This is a genomic window from Fructilactobacillus sp. X8R2C1 (genome assembly GCF_059900955.1).
The window spans coordinates 182,944-198,188 of record NZ_JBWXVI010000001.1; the positions used below are offsets into that span (position 1 = coordinate 182,944).

The 15,245-nt window shown below is 41.3% G+C and carries 17 protein-coding genes and 1 riboswitch; of the genes, 3 read left to right on the forward strand and 14 right to left on the reverse strand.

Translation table 11 applies throughout. From position 1 onward, the window contains the following. The first annotated feature begins 187 nt into the window (after window positions 1-187). Window positions 188-388: a cold-shock protein gene (locus AC6UD6_RS00980; protein WP_010022560.1), complete on the forward strand. Its 201-nt coding sequence runs from the start codon at window positions 188-190 to the stop codon at window positions 386-388. 69 nt (window positions 389-457) lie between these two features. Here AC6UD6_RS00980 and AC6UD6_RS00985 read toward each other — a convergent pair whose 3' ends face one another. From AC6UD6_RS00985 to AC6UD6_RS00995, 3 genes are all read right to left on the reverse strand, one after another. Continuing rightward, complete coding sequence (locus AC6UD6_RS00985; RefSeq protein WP_500695318.1) at window positions 458-982, reverse strand: TetR/AcrR family transcriptional regulator; 525 nt, start codon at window positions 980-982, stop codon at window positions 458-460. 75 nt (window positions 983-1,057) lie between these two features. Beyond that, on the reverse strand, window positions 1,058-1,339 hold the full coding sequence (locus AC6UD6_RS00990; protein WP_500693441.1) for a hypothetical protein: 282 nt from the start codon (window positions 1,337-1,339) through the stop codon (window positions 1,058-1,060). A gap of 71 nt (window positions 1,340-1,410) precedes the next feature. Continuing rightward, a complete protein-coding gene (locus AC6UD6_RS00995; RefSeq protein WP_500693440.1) occupies window positions 1,411-1,575 on the reverse strand; it encodes a hypothetical protein in 165 nt (54 codons plus the stop codon). Between the two features lie 192 nt (window positions 1,576-1,767). Here AC6UD6_RS00995 and AC6UD6_RS01000 point away from each other — a divergent pair, with 192 nt between their 5' ends. After that, the gene (locus tag AC6UD6_RS01000; protein WP_500695320.1) at window positions 1,768-2,799 is read left to right on the forward strand and encodes a YczE/YyaS/YitT family protein; all 1,032 of its coding nucleotides are present in this window, start codon (window positions 1,768-1,770) and stop codon (window positions 2,797-2,799) included. A gap of 70 nt (window positions 2,800-2,869) precedes the next feature. Here AC6UD6_RS01000 and AC6UD6_RS01005 read toward each other — a convergent pair whose 3' ends face one another. The 3 genes from AC6UD6_RS01005 to purB all read right to left on the reverse strand — a co-directional run bounded on the left by AC6UD6_RS01005 (window position 2,870) and on the right by purB (window position 6,382). Continuing rightward, entirely contained in the window at window positions 2,870-4,255 is a 1,386-nt protein-coding gene (locus tag AC6UD6_RS01005; RefSeq protein ID WP_500695322.1) for a class II fumarate hydratase, read from the reverse strand. Window positions 4,256-4,288: 33 nt separating this feature from the next. Beyond that, a complete protein-coding gene (locus tag AC6UD6_RS01010; RefSeq protein WP_500695324.1) occupies window positions 4,289-4,852 on the reverse strand; it encodes an ECF transporter S component in 564 nt (187 codons plus the stop codon). A 67-nt stretch (window positions 4,853-4,919) separates the two neighbouring features. Further along, a riboswitch (TPP riboswitch) is annotated at window positions 4,920-5,011 on the reverse strand. A 75-nt stretch (window positions 5,012-5,086) separates the two neighbouring features. Next, complete coding sequence (gene purB / locus AC6UD6_RS01015) at window positions 5,087-6,382, reverse strand: adenylosuccinate lyase (RefSeq protein ID WP_500695326.1); 1,296 nt, start codon at window positions 6,380-6,382, stop codon at window positions 5,087-5,089. A gap of 204 nt (window positions 6,383-6,586) precedes the next feature. Here purB and AC6UD6_RS01020 point away from each other — a divergent pair, with 204 nt between their 5' ends. Then, window positions 6,587-7,855, forward strand: a complete 1,269-nt coding sequence (locus AC6UD6_RS01020) for an adenylosuccinate synthase (protein ID WP_500695328.1) — start codon at window positions 6,587-6,589, stop codon at window positions 7,853-7,855. Between the two features lie 45 nt (window positions 7,856-7,900). Here AC6UD6_RS01020 and AC6UD6_RS01025 read toward each other — a convergent pair whose 3' ends face one another. From AC6UD6_RS01025 to fabF, 8 genes are all read right to left on the reverse strand, one after another. After that, window positions 7,901-8,998, reverse strand: coding sequence for a M24 family metallopeptidase (locus tag AC6UD6_RS01025; protein WP_500695330.1), 1,098 nt, complete (start codon window positions 8,996-8,998; stop codon window positions 7,901-7,903). Between the two features lie 75 nt (window positions 8,999-9,073). Next, a complete protein-coding gene (locus AC6UD6_RS01030; protein WP_500695332.1) occupies window positions 9,074-9,856 on the reverse strand; it encodes a biotin--[acetyl-CoA-carboxylase] ligase in 783 nt (260 codons plus the stop codon). 3 nt (window positions 9,857-9,859) lie between these two features. After that, window positions 9,860-10,441, reverse strand: a complete 582-nt coding sequence (locus tag AC6UD6_RS01035) for a 4'-phosphopantetheinyl transferase family protein (protein ID WP_500695334.1) — start codon at window positions 10,439-10,441, stop codon at window positions 9,860-9,862. Between the two features lie 115 nt (window positions 10,442-10,556). Beyond that, on the reverse strand, window positions 10,557-11,327 hold the full coding sequence (accA, locus tag AC6UD6_RS01040; protein ID WP_500695336.1) for a carboxyltransferase subunit alpha: 771 nt from the start codon (window positions 11,325-11,327) through the stop codon (window positions 10,557-10,559). Then, window positions 11,320-12,162: an acetyl-CoA carboxylase carboxyltransferase subunit beta gene (locus AC6UD6_RS01045; protein ID WP_500695338.1), complete on the reverse strand. Its 843-nt coding sequence runs from the start codon at window positions 12,160-12,162 to the stop codon at window positions 11,320-11,322. The genes accA and AC6UD6_RS01045 overlap by 8 nt, the downstream gene beginning before the upstream one ends. After that, window positions 12,143-13,522 carry an acetyl-CoA carboxylase biotin carboxylase subunit gene (locus AC6UD6_RS01050; RefSeq protein ID WP_500695340.1) on the reverse strand — a complete coding sequence of 460 codons (1,380 nt, stop codon included), beginning with the start codon at window positions 13,520-13,522 and terminating at the stop codon, window positions 12,143-12,145. Before AC6UD6_RS01050 ends, AC6UD6_RS01045 begins: the two co-directional genes overlap by 20 nt. Before the next feature lie 36 nt (window positions 13,523-13,558). Beyond that, window positions 13,559-14,002, reverse strand: coding sequence for an acetyl-CoA carboxylase biotin carboxyl carrier protein (locus tag AC6UD6_RS01055; RefSeq protein ID WP_500695342.1), 444 nt, complete (start codon window positions 14,000-14,002; stop codon window positions 13,559-13,561). Next, window positions 14,002-15,240 (reverse strand): beta-ketoacyl-ACP synthase II, encoded by a 1,239-nt coding sequence (gene fabF / locus AC6UD6_RS01060; RefSeq protein ID WP_500695344.1) that lies wholly within the window; start codon window positions 15,238-15,240, stop codon window positions 14,002-14,004. Before fabF ends, AC6UD6_RS01055 begins: the two co-directional genes overlap by 1 nt. Window positions 15,241-15,245 lie beyond the last annotated feature (5 nt).

Consider the following 15,245-nt stretch of genomic DNA (forward strand, 5'->3'; position numbering starts at 1 on the left):
TAATTGATTAATATAAGTCTATCATATTGACATCAGTAGAATTTATGTTATATTTAAATAGATGTGTGAATGGTTTCGAGTTTCTAAGGTTTCTTGTTTTGTATTATTATGAAATGACTTCCTTTTAAGATTCAAACTAAGCAACACTGAAAAATTTATTGCGCTATGCGCTAGGAGGTTTCATATTATGAAACAAGGTACTGTTAAATGGTTTAACGCTGACAAGGGTTATGGTTTTATTACTACTGATGATGGTGATGTATTCGTACATTACTCAGCTATCAACAAGGATGGCTTCAAGACCCTTGACGAAGGCGAAAAGGTTACTTTGGACGTTGAAGAAGGAGACCGTGGTCCCCAAGCTGCTAACGTTACTCCAATGGACTAATTTTAGCCAAACAAAAAGAGTTCTGCAATCGCAGAGCTCTTTTTTTATACATATTTTTAAATTAAAAAACTAGTTAACCTTAAAGTTCATGTACTTCGATGCAAAGATGACCAATTCTTCAACGGGCTCTTCCATCCCGTCTTCTGTCCACGTTAGTAAAACTTCAGTTAAACCACCTGAAATCAACGCAATTAGCATTTTCGATGAATTGGCGCGCAACTCTAATATATCGTCGTCAACCAGATTCGTAATGTATTTTTTTAAGATTTTAAGTAGCAAATAAGACAGATCATTATCAACGATTACATCCATCATCCGCTTATTCTCTTTAATAATCGTAAAGAAAGTTGTTGCCAGGCCGTTAAAATTAGAGACCTTTTGCGCTAGTAAACGATTAATAAAGGTTGAAAAGGTTTCCTGAAATTGACCAACGATGACGTCTTCCTTGGTATGGAAGTTACGATAAAACGTCATCCGGGAAACCCCAACGTGTTTGGAAATGTCTTTCACCGTAATTTCTTGATAAGACTTAGTTTGGAGCATCTCAAACGTTCCTTCAATTATTCTCTTTTTGGCTGTTTCTTTTTTTGCCATATTTTCACCATTCGACCATAAACATGAGAGATTAACTTGGCAAATAAATAAGCGTGAAGAATGTTCTCCTCACACTTATTTATTTTTTAACGAGTCAAGTTGCGTTTGCAATTCATGATACTGATTTGATAATTCCATGTATTCAGTACTCATTTTATTATATTTATTTTCATACTGAGTAGCTCGATCGAGAGCATTTTTTAATTCGTCTTGAAACTGGACCACCTGTGACTTCAAATCACTAGTGCTCTTATCTGAAATGTCAGTACCACTTGTCAAAGCTTGAATTTTACTTTTAAGCTCTTTATTACGAGCCAATAAATCTTTGACCTGTTGTTTCAAATCTGAATCAACCATTATACTCACTTCCTAGACAATTGCATTTTAGTTGAAACCGCAGCACCTTGCAATTAAATTACTAAAATTTACTAAGTTAACGGTTTCAAGATGGGTGCAATCATTGCTCTGGCTGATTTACTCAATTGAAGTTTCTTATTGTGCATTAGCTGATGAACTCGAAAAAGGTTATTTTCACGCTGTTGCCAGTCTTTGACTGGTAGAGCGCCTTGCTTGTTTAATACTTTAATATTCATAAGCAATCCCTCCAAATACAAAATCAACTTAAATGATTAGTTCAAGTTAACAAGAATTATAATACATATTTCAAAATTAGTCATCTCTTGTAATTTATTGCCCGTATCAATACGTTTGTGCCGCCCAGCCCTTACAATCCTGTATGCAATAAGTTATAATACAAATATCAAATTAAGAAGGAAGTCTATTCAATGAGTAATTCTACCCAATCAGGCAATACTGCCGCACCACAAATGACTTGGTACGGTAAAACATTTAATATATTACTTAAAGTTTTAATGTCGTTTGTTGGTATCACCATGTTATCACTTGGTGCCACGTTACTTCGATCAAGCAAGATTTTAGGTCTTGATCCTTTTACTGCCGTTAATATTGGTATGTCAAACCATCTGCACATGTCACTTGGTTTGTACCAGTTACTGGCTAACCTGGTAATCTTCGTGTTTGTCTTGTTCCTTGACCGTCACATGATCGGAATTGGAACCATCATGAACATGGTGTTAGTTGGATTTGAGATTCAAATTTTCACTCAATTTTACCAACAAATCTTCCCGTCGGGGATTAACTTCTTCGTAATCGTTGCTAATGCCTTCTTGGGACTAATCCTATTTACGGCTGGTAGTTCAATCTACATGGCTCCTAATCTTGGTGTTGCCCCCTATGATGCCATTGCTCCAATTGTATCATCACGACTACACATCAAGTACAAGACGGCTCGTGTGATCCAAGATATCCTCTTCTTGATTGCCGCTGTCCTTGCTGGTGGCCCCGTTGGATTTGCATCAATCATCGTTGCCTTCTTTGCCGGTCCACTAATTTCCTACTGGAACAAACACATTAGTGACCCCATTGTTAACGGAATTGACGACTTCAGTGAACAGCCAACGGTTAAACACGCCGCTAGCACGATTTCTAAGGCGACGTTATCTGGGTACCATTATCTAACCCATGCTTACAACGCGACTTTAAACGTTCAGATGAACTTATCAGGGTACACTAATCAACAGTTAGGGACTCGTCTTCACGACGCCCAAACGAACATGGAAGACTCACAGAAGGCTTACAATGCTTACCGGACCCAGTACAGAATGTTGATGGCAGAAATGATGAAACGAAGCAAAAACGGTAACGTTAATCCACAATCAACTGGTAGTACTACTGATGGTGCTCCTCAAAATTCAAAAGATTCTGATGCCAATAACTCCAATGATTCCAAAAAGTAATTAAATACCCAAAAGGTCCAGCAATAACGGAGACGTTAGTTGCTGGACCTTTTTTTATTTATAATCTTGATCATTGTTCGCGCTTATAATTAGTCATTTTTAATGGCTCAACCCATTTATCAAAGTTATCACCAGTGACGTATCCTGAATCAATGGCCGCCTGTCTAAGATTCGTCTTTCCCTTTAAAGCAGCATTGGCAATTTCAGCTGCTCGATGATAGCCAATGTGTGGTGACAATGCCGTTACCGTCATCAAAGAATTATGGACCAACTCCTCCATGCGATCTTGGTTGACTTCAATCCCTTTGACCATCAAGTCCGTAAAGTGGCTTAAGATGCCTGTCAGTGACTGAACGGAATCAAGAAAACAGGATATGATAATTGGCTTATAGACATTCATTTCAAAGTTTCCCTGAGTGTTAGCAACTTCGATGGTCGTATCATTTCCCATGATGCGCGCTACTACCATATCCATGGCTTCACCCTGAGTCGGGTTCACCTTGCCAGGCATAATCGATGACCCAGGTTCATTAGCGGGAATTTTAATCTCACCGTAACCAGCTCTAGGACCACTCGCTAGAAATTTAATGTCATTGGCAATTTTCATCAGATCAGTTGCAAGCGTCCGCACAGCCCCATGAGTCATGGTAATGGCAGAATGGGAAGCTAATCCATAAAATTTATTTTCAACTTCAAACGGCTCATGATACTTATTACCCAGGGTTTGAACCATTTCCTTATCAAAGTCTTCCGTCGTATTAAGGCCAGTTCCTACTGCGGTTCCACCAATTGGTAGACCCAGTAGTGACTTCGAATTGTCCCTCACAAAATCAAGGTCGTGTTGAATGGTACTAGCCCATCCCGACACTTCCTGTCCAAATGTCATTGGAGTGGCGTCCTGTAAATGAGTGCGCCCAATCTTAACCACATCCCAATACTTTTTCTGTAAGTGATGCATAACGTCAATCAAATGCTCCAACTCAGGTAACAGCTGATTGATGGCAACCAGACTTGCAATGTTCATTGCCGTTGGAAACGTATCATTTGAACTCTGGGAATGATTAACATCATCATTTGGTAAAACATTAATCTTTGGATTAATCTGATTAGCAACGTGGGCAATCACCTCGTTCACGTTCATGTTAGTCTGAGTTCCCGATCCAGTTTGGTAAATGTGTAACGGGAAGTTTTGCATTAATTGATCATCGGAAAGACTCAACAATTTTTGGGCACCCTGCTCAATCAACTCACCCTTTTTTCGATCGATGGTGTCTTGTTTAATGCTCACCTCGGCGGCACTTGCTTTAATGTTTATGAGAGCGCGAATTACCAATACTGGTAACTTGGGTCCCACCGGAAAATTATGCCGGCTCCGCTCGGTTTGAGCACCCCACAAAGCATCCTTTGGCACCTTGACGTCTCCAAGCGTGTCACTTTCAATTCGATAATCAGACATTTTGTCATCCCCTAATTAAATATTGGGTACGACTTATCTGCTTAAGACCTGACTTTTTTCTAGTAAACGACTGATGAAATAAGTCAGCACTCCACTGAATAAGAAGACCGATCCAAGCCGGGTTAGAAACAGTAGGAGTAAAAATCCAAAATGATAATTTGCGTATCCACTTTTGATCATATCCCAAGCAAACGTAATTACCGTGGTGGTAATCGTCGTACTTATGATTCCTAACCAATCATAATGTTTATATCCCAATACGGCAAATCCTAACTCAGACGATAGTCCTTGAATTAAGCCGGATAACAAATCAGCAATTCCCCACTGACTGCCAAGGATCATCTCGACGAAGGCTCCCAGTAACTCACCAAGGGTAGCGGAAAATGGGATGCGAATGATAAACGCTGCTAACGGTCCAGCAAGCGTCCATAATCCAAAGGTGGCTTCGTTTGCAAACGGCTGCAATCCAAATGGTGTCAGTGCCACAGCTAAGATATTATAGAGAAATGAAGTTCCCCAAAAAATCACTCCACAAAAAGCACCAATCAATGTAACTAAAATAATGTCCTTTAAATGCCATTCTCTTAAAATCTTCATGTGATCTCCTCCAATAAAAAAAGTTCCTGGATCTACCCCGGGAACTTCAACACATGATTAAAAATGACACTTGTAGTGTAGTCGGATCCCTTCGCAGGTCTTAACCTGATCAGGTTCAATGGGTATTATCTCAGCCTTTCGGCACCCCAGAATTATATAATTCACTTTAATAATATACTGATTGAATGGTAAAAGCAATCAAAATGGAGATGCATTAATGCAACTCCATTTAACCTATTCTAATCCGACCCGTTTGAAAATATCATCAACGTGTCTAAGGTGGTAATGATAATCAAACGCATCGTTAATCTCTTGGTTAGATAACCGTTCATTAATCTGATCGTTAGCTTTAACTAACTTTTCAAATGACTCGCGGTTTTCCCATGACTGAGCCGTCAGTGGTTGAACTAAGTCGTAAGCCGCTTCCCGGCTCATCCCTTTATCAATTAATTTCAACATTACTCGTTGACTGTAAATTAGTCCATAAGTTAGATTCATATTTTCCTTCATCCGCTTTGGGAACACGTCTAGATTTGAAAGAATGTCGTTGAAACGATGAAGCATGTAATCTAAGAGCGTGGTACTCTCTGGTAGAATAATTCGCTCAGCCGAAGAATGGGAAATATCACGTTCATGCCACAAAGAAACGTTCTCGTAGGCAGTGGTGATTAGTCCACGCATGGTTCTGGCCAATCCACAAATGTTTTCTGATCCAATTGGGTTCCGTTTATGTGGCATTGCCGAAGAACCCTTTTGACCAGGATTAAAATGCTCTTCTACTTCATGAATCTCAGAACGTTGCAAACCACGAATCTCCGTTGCAAAATTTTCAAGACTAGTGGCAATCAATGCCAAAGTAGCGATATATTCGGCATGCAAATCACGAGGTAAGACTTGACTAGTAATTTCTTGGGCACGTAGTCCTAACTTATCGCATACGTAAGCCTCTACCTGAGGGTCAATGTTAGCAAATGTCCCAACGGCTCCAGAAATTTTCCCGGCTTCCACTCCGGCAGCTGCTTCGTTAAATCGTTTTAGGTTTCGTTTCATTTCTGAATACCAACGTGCCATCTTTAAGCCAAAGGTCATTGGTTCCGCCTGAACTCCGTGGGTTCTTCCAATTTCAACCGTATCCTTATATTTTAAGGCTTTCTGCTTAATGGTATCCATTAAAGTTAAAATATCCTGACGAAGAATCTCGTCAGCCTGCTTTAGTCTAAGTCCCTGAGCGGTATCGACAACATCAGTACTAGTAACGCCGTAATGAATCCACTTTTTTTCGGGGCCAAGCGACTCCGAAACATCGCGGGTAAAAGCCACCACATCATGGTGAGTTTCCGATTCAATCTGTGCAATACGGTCCACGTCAAAGGTCGCGTTTCTTTTAATGGCAATAATGTCAGCATCTGGAATCTTACCTAACTTATTCCATGCTTCATCAATCGCAATCTCAACTTCAAGCCATGTCTGATACTGATTCTGCTTACTCCAAATTCGCTTCATTGGTGCTCTTGTATAACGATCAATCATTTCATTCACCTCATTATAATTACAGGATAATCTTACATAATGTTTTCTTTTCAGTCAAATCAACGCCGCTACTACTTTATTATAATTCTAATATTCAATAAAACACGAACATTATTTTTAACAATATTTTGAACGTTCTTGATTTTTCCATATGTGATTGGTAAACTGTTCTTGGTCAAAAAATTCATTTACGAGGTGCTATTTATGTCTGTAACAGTTGTTGTTGGTAGTCAATGGGGCGATGAGGGAAAAGGAAAGATTGTCGATACCCTAAGTGCTGACGCAGATATCATTGCTAGATATCAGGGCGGTGACAATGCTGGTCACACCATTGTGTATAACAATCAAAATTTTCACGTTCAACTCGTTCCGTCCGGAATTTTCTATTCTGACAAGTTGGCAGTAATTGGAAACGGCGTTGTTTTGAACCCCAAGTCACTATTTAAAGAAGTCGACTATCTAAACGAACATGGTGTTTCTACCGACAACCTCCGTGTATCATCTCGTGCTCAAGTCATCATGCCATACCATCCTCTTTTTGATAAGCTTCAAGAGGAACACAAACATCATAAGATCGGGACGACTCAAAAGGGAATTGGGCCTGCTTACATGGACAAGGTTGCTAGGGTCGGAATTCGGGTGGCCGATTTAATTGATCCAGTAACTTTCAATAAGCGTTTGAAAGACGTCTTGGCTGAAAAGAACGAAATTTTGGTTAAACTATACGACCATGAGCCCCTTAATTTTGAAGAAATCTATAATGAATACGTCCAGTTAGGGAAACGATTAAAACCATACGTAACCGAAACCTCCGTTCTTTTAAACAATGAAATCGATCATAACAAAAACGTCCTGTTTGAAGGTGCTCAGGGCATTATGTTAGACGTTGACCATGGAACCTATCCTTACGTCACTTCCTCGAACCCCGTTGCCGGCGGCGCTGCCGTTGGTGCGGGAATTGGACCCAGCAAGATTGATCGGGTCATTGGAACTTGTAAAGCCTATACTTCACGTGTCGGTGAGGGACCATTTCCAACGGAACTACTAGACGAGACCGGTAACTACATCAGAGAAACCGCCCATGAGTACGGGGTTGTGACCAAGCGTCCCAGACGAATCGGTTGGTTTGACAGCGTTGCCTTAAGACACGCTCGTCGTGTTTCTGGTCTAACCCACCTAGCCTTAAACTGTCTGGATGTTTTAGACGGATTAAAAGAAATTAAGATTTGTACCGCATATGAACTAGATGGTAAGAAAATCACTTATTACCCCGCTAACTTGGATATCTTGGACAAGTGCAAACCGGTCTACGAAACGCTCCAGGGATGGAACGAGGATATCACTAATTGTGATACCTACGACAAGCTTCCTAAAAACGCCCAAAAGTTTCTTGACCGGGTTTCAGAACTTGTAGGTATCCCGTTAGTCACTTTCTCAACTGGTCCCAAGCGAGAACAGACCCATCAAATGTAAAAAATAAGACCCTGGATAAAATCCCGGGTCTTTTTATGTCAACTCTTATACATAGCGTAATTCTTTGGATGTGTGAGTAAATGGTTCATTTCCATCCTTGGTTAGGTGAATGCAATCTTCAATTCGAACTCCGGCTATTCCAGGAATGTAGATACCAGGTTCAATTGAAAAGCACATGCCTTCCTTTAAAATCATCTTATTGCCCTCCATGATTGAAGGGAATTCATGCTCACCCATCCCCATACCGTGGCCTAAACGGTGGATGAAGTATTTACCATAACCAGCCTTGTCAATGATATCTCTTGCAACCGCATCCAGGTCTTCGGCCCGAATACCTGGTTTAGCGGCAGATTGGGCAGCTAACTGAGCTTCCAAACAAACGTCATAAATCTCTTTTTGTTTGGCCGGAATTTTATCACCAACAGCGACCGTCCGGGAAGCATCAGAGATGTAGCCATTATGAACCGTTCCTAAATCAAATAATAACAGGTTATCGTTCTTAATCTTGTTCATGTCAGTAGCACCATGTGGTTCCGCCGCGTGAGGTCCAGTCTGAACCAGAGTATCAAAACTCATGTTCATAACCCCTCTGATTTTTTCCTGGTACTCAATCTCAGCAGCCACTTCTGCCTCCGTTTTACCGGCTTTAGCGGTCTCAAAACCAACTTGAAAAGCAAAGTCGGCTTCTTTTCCAGCAGCGTCTAACTGTTCAATCTCATATGGCGTCTTAATTACCCGCAGTTCACTAACTTCTGGAGCCACGTTAGTGCTAAAGTCAGCCTTCGGAAATTCAGCTTGAAGCTGTTGATAACGACTAATGACCAAGTTGTCGTCTTCAATCCCAAATCGCTTGGGATCAGGAGTTACATCACGAATGTGCTTGGCGATCAGTTTAAAGGGATCTTCATGGTCTAAGTAACCATAAACGGGATACTTCCATCCTGACTCCTTTATGGCTTCCACTTCGAGTTCTGGTGCAAACAGAAATGGTTCCGCATCAGGAAAAATAAAAAGTGCCAACACCCGTTCAACGGGATCACTACCAAAACCAGTAAAGTACTTAATATCCTCAAAATTACTGATGTAAGCAACATCAAGCTTCTTTTGGTTAACGTAGTCTCTCATTTCATTTAATTTAACCATAATAAGACCTCCTGAATTTGTTGCTAATTTTAGCATACAATTAAATTTAATCAACACAAAAAGAGAAACCTAACATCAATCGTCAGATTTCATCTTCCTAATATGTCTGGTCACATTCGGATCCAGGTTTAACGTTTGCTGGTCCCGTGTCTTTAACAAAAGGTGCCCACGTTCGTCGATTCCTGCTAATTTCCCAGTGATTTCATTATCATGATTGATCAGGGAAACTTGTTCGTTAAGCCACAGCAGCCGCTTAGTATATTGATTAATAATCCGATCATCGTCCCACTCGCGATAGACCTCGTACAAATGGTCATAAACCGAAGCAATTAACTGGTTCCTTTTAAGTGGTGGTACCACGTTTAAACTCCCCACCATTTGGTCACCATTACGTGAAAACGGCATGATCCCAATATCGAGGCCAATGCCCATGATAAAGTTCTCGGGCTCGTTATCTTCGTTACTCTGAATTTCAGTTAAAATCCCACAGACCTTACTGTCATCGTGATACACGTCATTCACCCATTTTAATTGAGTATCGATGTTGTAGACCAGTTTAATAGCGTCCGTAACGGCAATGCCAATTCCAAGCGTTAAGATACCTGGATTATCAAGATACCTTGGTTGGGCCTGAAACACCACCGTAAAATAAACGCCGTTGTTTGCAGGAGAATAAAAATGATGGCCATTTTGGCCTTTCCCCTTCGTCTGTTCGTTAGCAATGATCATGCCAGGACGATGCCAAACCTCCACTTGAGCCTCTTCGTTAGTCGACGGCAATTGGTCATAAACCTCGATTTGATCAATGGGATTACTAATTAAGCTATGAATTACGCGTGCATTTAAAATATCGTTCATGATTTATTCACTCACCTGGGTAGCAAGTGTCCCAATGTACTTCCATCCCACGTCCAAAAAGTTAATCTGGTACAAATCATCGTTTCTTCTAGCACTTTCCATGTGAGGTAATGAAACCTCAACGGACTTGGGTTTTCCGATCAATCCAACTCCCTGAAGTTTTAAGACCGCTTCCTTGATGGTCCATAATCTTAAGGCTTGTTCACCCTGCCGTTCGCCCTTTAAATTCTTTAAGTAATTAAGTTCCGCTGGGGTGAAAGCTTTGGTAATTCTGGTGTAGTCATAAGGACGAATCTGTTCTAAATCAACTCCAATTGGTTGATCAGAAATTACCACCAAAACCGCGTCATGAGAGTGAGCAATGTTAAAATGATAGCCATTTGGCACAAAATAGGGTTTCCCGTAATGTCCAAAATCAATGTCAACGTTTTTAATGGCGTCTTGTACTGGCATTCCCACCAATTTAGCTAACAAAACCCTTCCCACAAGCGTCTGTTGCTTTTTGGGCTTATCGGTGATTCCTAGGTCTTGGTAGTATGGTTGAAATGCTTTTGTGGTGATCGAATCACTTAAAAATTTAATCATGCTAATTCCTCATTTTCATTTTATTAGACCTGATTGGGTCCGAGAGATAAAAAATAAGAGTCTCACTATTTTCAACAGATACAATAGTAACACTCTCATACATCTTGGTCATTGACTAAAAATTACGGTACCTAGCAAACCGCTTCTTAAGCATCTCATCCTTTGGCATCGCATTTAGTTCTTTAATTTTTTTCACCAAATCACCACGAAAACGTTCAAAGCCATCGGCGGTATTTACTTCAGGAATAATCCGATCAATGATTCCTTCTTTTAGTAAGTCATCTGGAGTCAACTTCATGACTGAAGCAGCTTCTTTCATTCGACTAGAATCTTTCCACAAAATGGTGGCATATCCTTCTGGGGAAAGAACCGAATAGATACTATCCTCAAAAGCCCAGACGCAGTCACCAACAGCTAATGCCAGGGCACCACCACTGCCACCTTCACCAACAATCACACTTACGTAAGGAACTTTCAGTTGCATTCCCTGTAAGATTAATTGCGCAATCGTATAGCCAATCCCGTGGTACTCGGCTTCTACACCAGGATAAGCTCCAGGAGTATTAATCAAGGTAACAATTGGACGATTGAATTTTTCGGCCTGCTTCATTAATCGCAGCGCTTTGCGGTATCCGTCAGGCTCAGCCGAACCAAAGTGCCGTTCGATGTTGGAATTTAGATCCGAGCCCTTTCTAATCCCAATCAACGTCGTCGGAATTTCATCAAGGGTTCCAATCCCAGCGTATACGGCGGGGTCATCACCGTAAGCCCGATCACCATGCAATTCCATGAAATCTTCCGTAATTCCGTTGATGAGATCATCAACCCCAATCTTACCCGCAGCTCTAGCATTTATAACTCTATCCCATGTGGTTGGTTTACTCATCATTATCACCTACCCGATGCCACTTTAGAATTTTATTAAGTGCCTCTTTTAGATCGCGTCGTCTCACGACCCCATCCAAAAACCCATTTTTAAGTAATGTCTCTGATCGTTGAAAGTCTTTTGGTGGGCGCTGTTGAATCGTCTTTTCAATCACCCGACGTCCCGCAAAACCAATCAAAGCGTGGGGCTCTGACAAAATAATGTCTCCCTGCATTGCAAAACTGGCAGTCACCCCACCAGTAGTGGGATCACAGGGAACACTGACGTACAGTAAGCCCGCTTTACTGTGTTCCGCAACCGCTTCAGACACTTTGGCCATCTGCATCAGGGAATGAATCCCCTCTTGCATTCGGGCTCCTCCAGAAGCAGTAAACACAATCACGGGAAGCTTCTTTTTCGTTGCCGTTTCAAACAGCCGTGCCAAAATCTCACCCGTTGCCGTCCCAAGACTTGCCATTACAAAGCGCCAGTCCATCGCAGCCATCGCTACCTGATTTCCATCAATGGTACCAATCCCAGACAAAACACTCTCATTTAGACCAGTCACCGCGCGTGCCTTCTTCAATTTATCTACGTACTTTTCGTCGTTAAACTTTTTGGAAGCCTTTAAATCAGTATTAATGGGTGTGAAGTCGTCACACATTAACTCAATTCGCTCTTTAGCACCAATCCGAAAGGCATAGTAACAATTAGGACACTCTTTATACCTGCCAAGATCTTTCTTGTAAAAACTCTTCTGACAAATCGGACACTTAACCCAGATGTGATCGGGGATTTGGTCCATCCGCTGACTTAACTCTTTTTGACTAATACTTTCAAACCGTTTGCTTGTCATACTGCTTCATCCATTCTTTTAAGAACGTACTCTCAATGTAATTATTGTTAAAATCACCAGTTAAGAAATGCTGATCAGAAATCAAACCAATCAAGAAATCGCGATTGGTGGTGACCCCCTTCACAACAAATTCGTTCAAAATTTGCTTCATTTCGGACACGGCTTCCCGTTTTGTCGGTTTATGCACAATAACTTTAGCAATCATCGAATCATAGTAAGGTGAAATCATGTCGCCAGCTTCAACCCCAGAATCAATTCGAATGGAATCAGATTCATGGGTAAATTTCACCTGCTGAAGTTTACCAGGTGATGGAGCAAAATTATTGCTAGGATCCTCGGCATCGATCCGACATTCAAGTGAGTAACCCTTTACCTCACAGTCTTGTTGATTAAAAGGGAGTGATTGTCCTTCTGCCACTAGAATCTGAGCTTTAATAATTTCAACTCCAGTTACTTCTTCGGTAACGGTATATTCAACTTGAAGCCTAGTATTCATTTCCATAAAATAAAAATGTTCTTCTTTATCCATCAAAAATTCGAAGGTTCCGGTATTAGTATAACCAATTCCTTTAGCGGCTTTAGCCACGGTCTGTCCAAGTTCTTTGCGTTTTTCAGGGGTAATCTTGGAACATGCACTTTCTTCGATTATTTTTTGATGATTTCGTTGCATTGAGCAATCTCGCTCCGGAAAGTAGACCACGTGCCCGTGTTCATCGGCGATGACCTGCATTTCAATGTGTTTGGCATCACTTAAATCCTTTTCCATGTACAAGCGGTCGTCACCAAATGAAAGTTTGGCTTCACGCTTAGTATCACTAAAGGCTTTTTTTAATTCAGATTCACTAGTAACTTTTCGAATTCCCTTACCGCCACCACCGGCAGCAGCCTTTAACATCACGGGATAACCAGTTTCTTGGGCCACTTCTTTAGCCTGGTTGTAAGTATCAACAAAGCCATCACTACCCGGAATGGTCGGAACGCCATTCTTTTTCATTGCTTCTTTGGCATTACCCTTATTTCCCATCAGATTAATTACTGAAGCGGTGGGACCAATAAATTTAATTCCGCACTGTTCACATAATTCAGCAAAATCAGCATTTTCAGACAAAAAGCCATACCCAGGATGGAGCGCATCACATCCGCAAAGAACCGCGGAATCAATAATTGCTGCCATGTTTAGGTATGACTCATCTGGAAACGGTCCACCAATACATACGGATTCGTCAGCTAATTTTACGAATAAACTATCAGCATCAGCGGTTGAATAAACCGCCACCGCCTTGATGTTCATTTCGTGAAGTGCACGGATGATCTGGACTGCGATTTCACCGCGGTTTGCAACCAGCACTTTTTTAAACATTAAATCACCTTTTTAAACTAATATGAATTGAGTTTCTTAGTCTTCCTTAATTTCAAAAATCGGTTCATTGTATTCCACCATCGAACCACTCTTGGGCATTCGTTTAACGATGGTCCCACTCACTGGACTTTTAACCTCATTAACCAACTTCATGGCTTCAATTACACAAACGGTCTCACCTTTTTTAACGTGATCACCATCTTGCTTAAAGTCGGCCTTTTCTGGGCTTGGAGCGTAATAAAGAATTCCAACCATTGGAGCTTTCAATTGATAATTATCGGAGTCGTCAGTTGCATCAATTGACGCAGATTCAAGTTGAGCCGGCTTTCTGGATTCATTAACTGACTCACTTGCATGCAAGCTGTCGTGATCAGGAATTTTGGATAAGTAAACGGCCCTTTCATTCTGATTAATCTTAATTTCTTGTAAACTCGATTGCTCAAATTTATCAATTAATTTTTCAATATCTTGTTCATTCACTAATCTTCATTCCACTTCTTCATCGCAATTACCGCATTGTGACCACCAAAGCCAAATGCATTACTAATTGCCGTATTAACGGGCGCCTTTTTGTTATCTTCATCAACCAAATCAACGTGAATCTCAGGATCCTTATGCTTCATCCCCACATTGACTGGCATTTGATCATTTTGAAGGGCAGCAACTAGGGCAACCGCTTCAAGTCCACCAGCGGCACCTAGGGAGTGTCCCACCATTCCCTTAATGGAACTAACTTTGACGTGATCGTTATCTTTAAACAACTTTTCAATTGCCCCGGCCTCAGCCACATCATTAGCGTGTGTACTGGTACCGTGCGCATTAACGTAGTCAAGTTCACTGGTCTTAATGTGACCCTCGTCAATGGCTTCCTTCATGGCTCTAATGGCACCCTTCCCAGAGGGGTTCGGAGCAGTCATGTGGTACGCATCACTAGTAGCACCGTATCCAACCACTTCAGCCAAAATATTAGCACCACGTGCTTTAGCATGGTCATAATCCTCAAGTACAAGAGTACCAGCCCCTTCTCCCATGACAAAGCCATTGCGGTCTTTATCAAATGGCATTGAGGCATCTTCCACTTTTTCAGCGGTTGAAAGAGCGGTCAATTTAGCAAATCCAGCAATTCCAATCTCGGTGATGGCAGCTTCAGTTCCACCAGCAATCATCATCCTGGCTTTCCCTTGCTTAATTAGTTCAAAGGCGTTTCCAATGGCATTATTAGCTGAAGCACAAGCCGTCACAATGGTCTGAGACGTGTTTTCCGCATCAAAGTACATGGAAACATTTCCAGCTGCCATGTTAGCAATGGCTTTAGGAACAAAAAGTGGTGAAACTCGCTTTGGTCCCTTTTCGTGCATCTTGATGATGTCACTCTCAATGGTAGTAAGACCACCAATTCCATTTCCGTACATGACACCAAGGTCCTCAGGTTCGTAATCACCCTGTTTCAGGCCAGCTTGATCCATGGCCTCTTTAGCACTGTACAAAGCGTACTGTGAAAAAAGATCAATTCGTTTGTAGGCACGTTTATCTAAACGCTTGCTTGGATCAAAGTCTTTAACTTCAGCAGCTACCGTCACACCCGTGTTACTAGCATCAAATTTGGTAATTGGTGCAATGCCCACTTTAGAGTTGAACAAATTGTTGGAAAAGGTTTCGGCATCATTTCCGATGGGGGTGACAGCTCCCATCCCTGTTACAACTACTCGATTACTCAAATGAT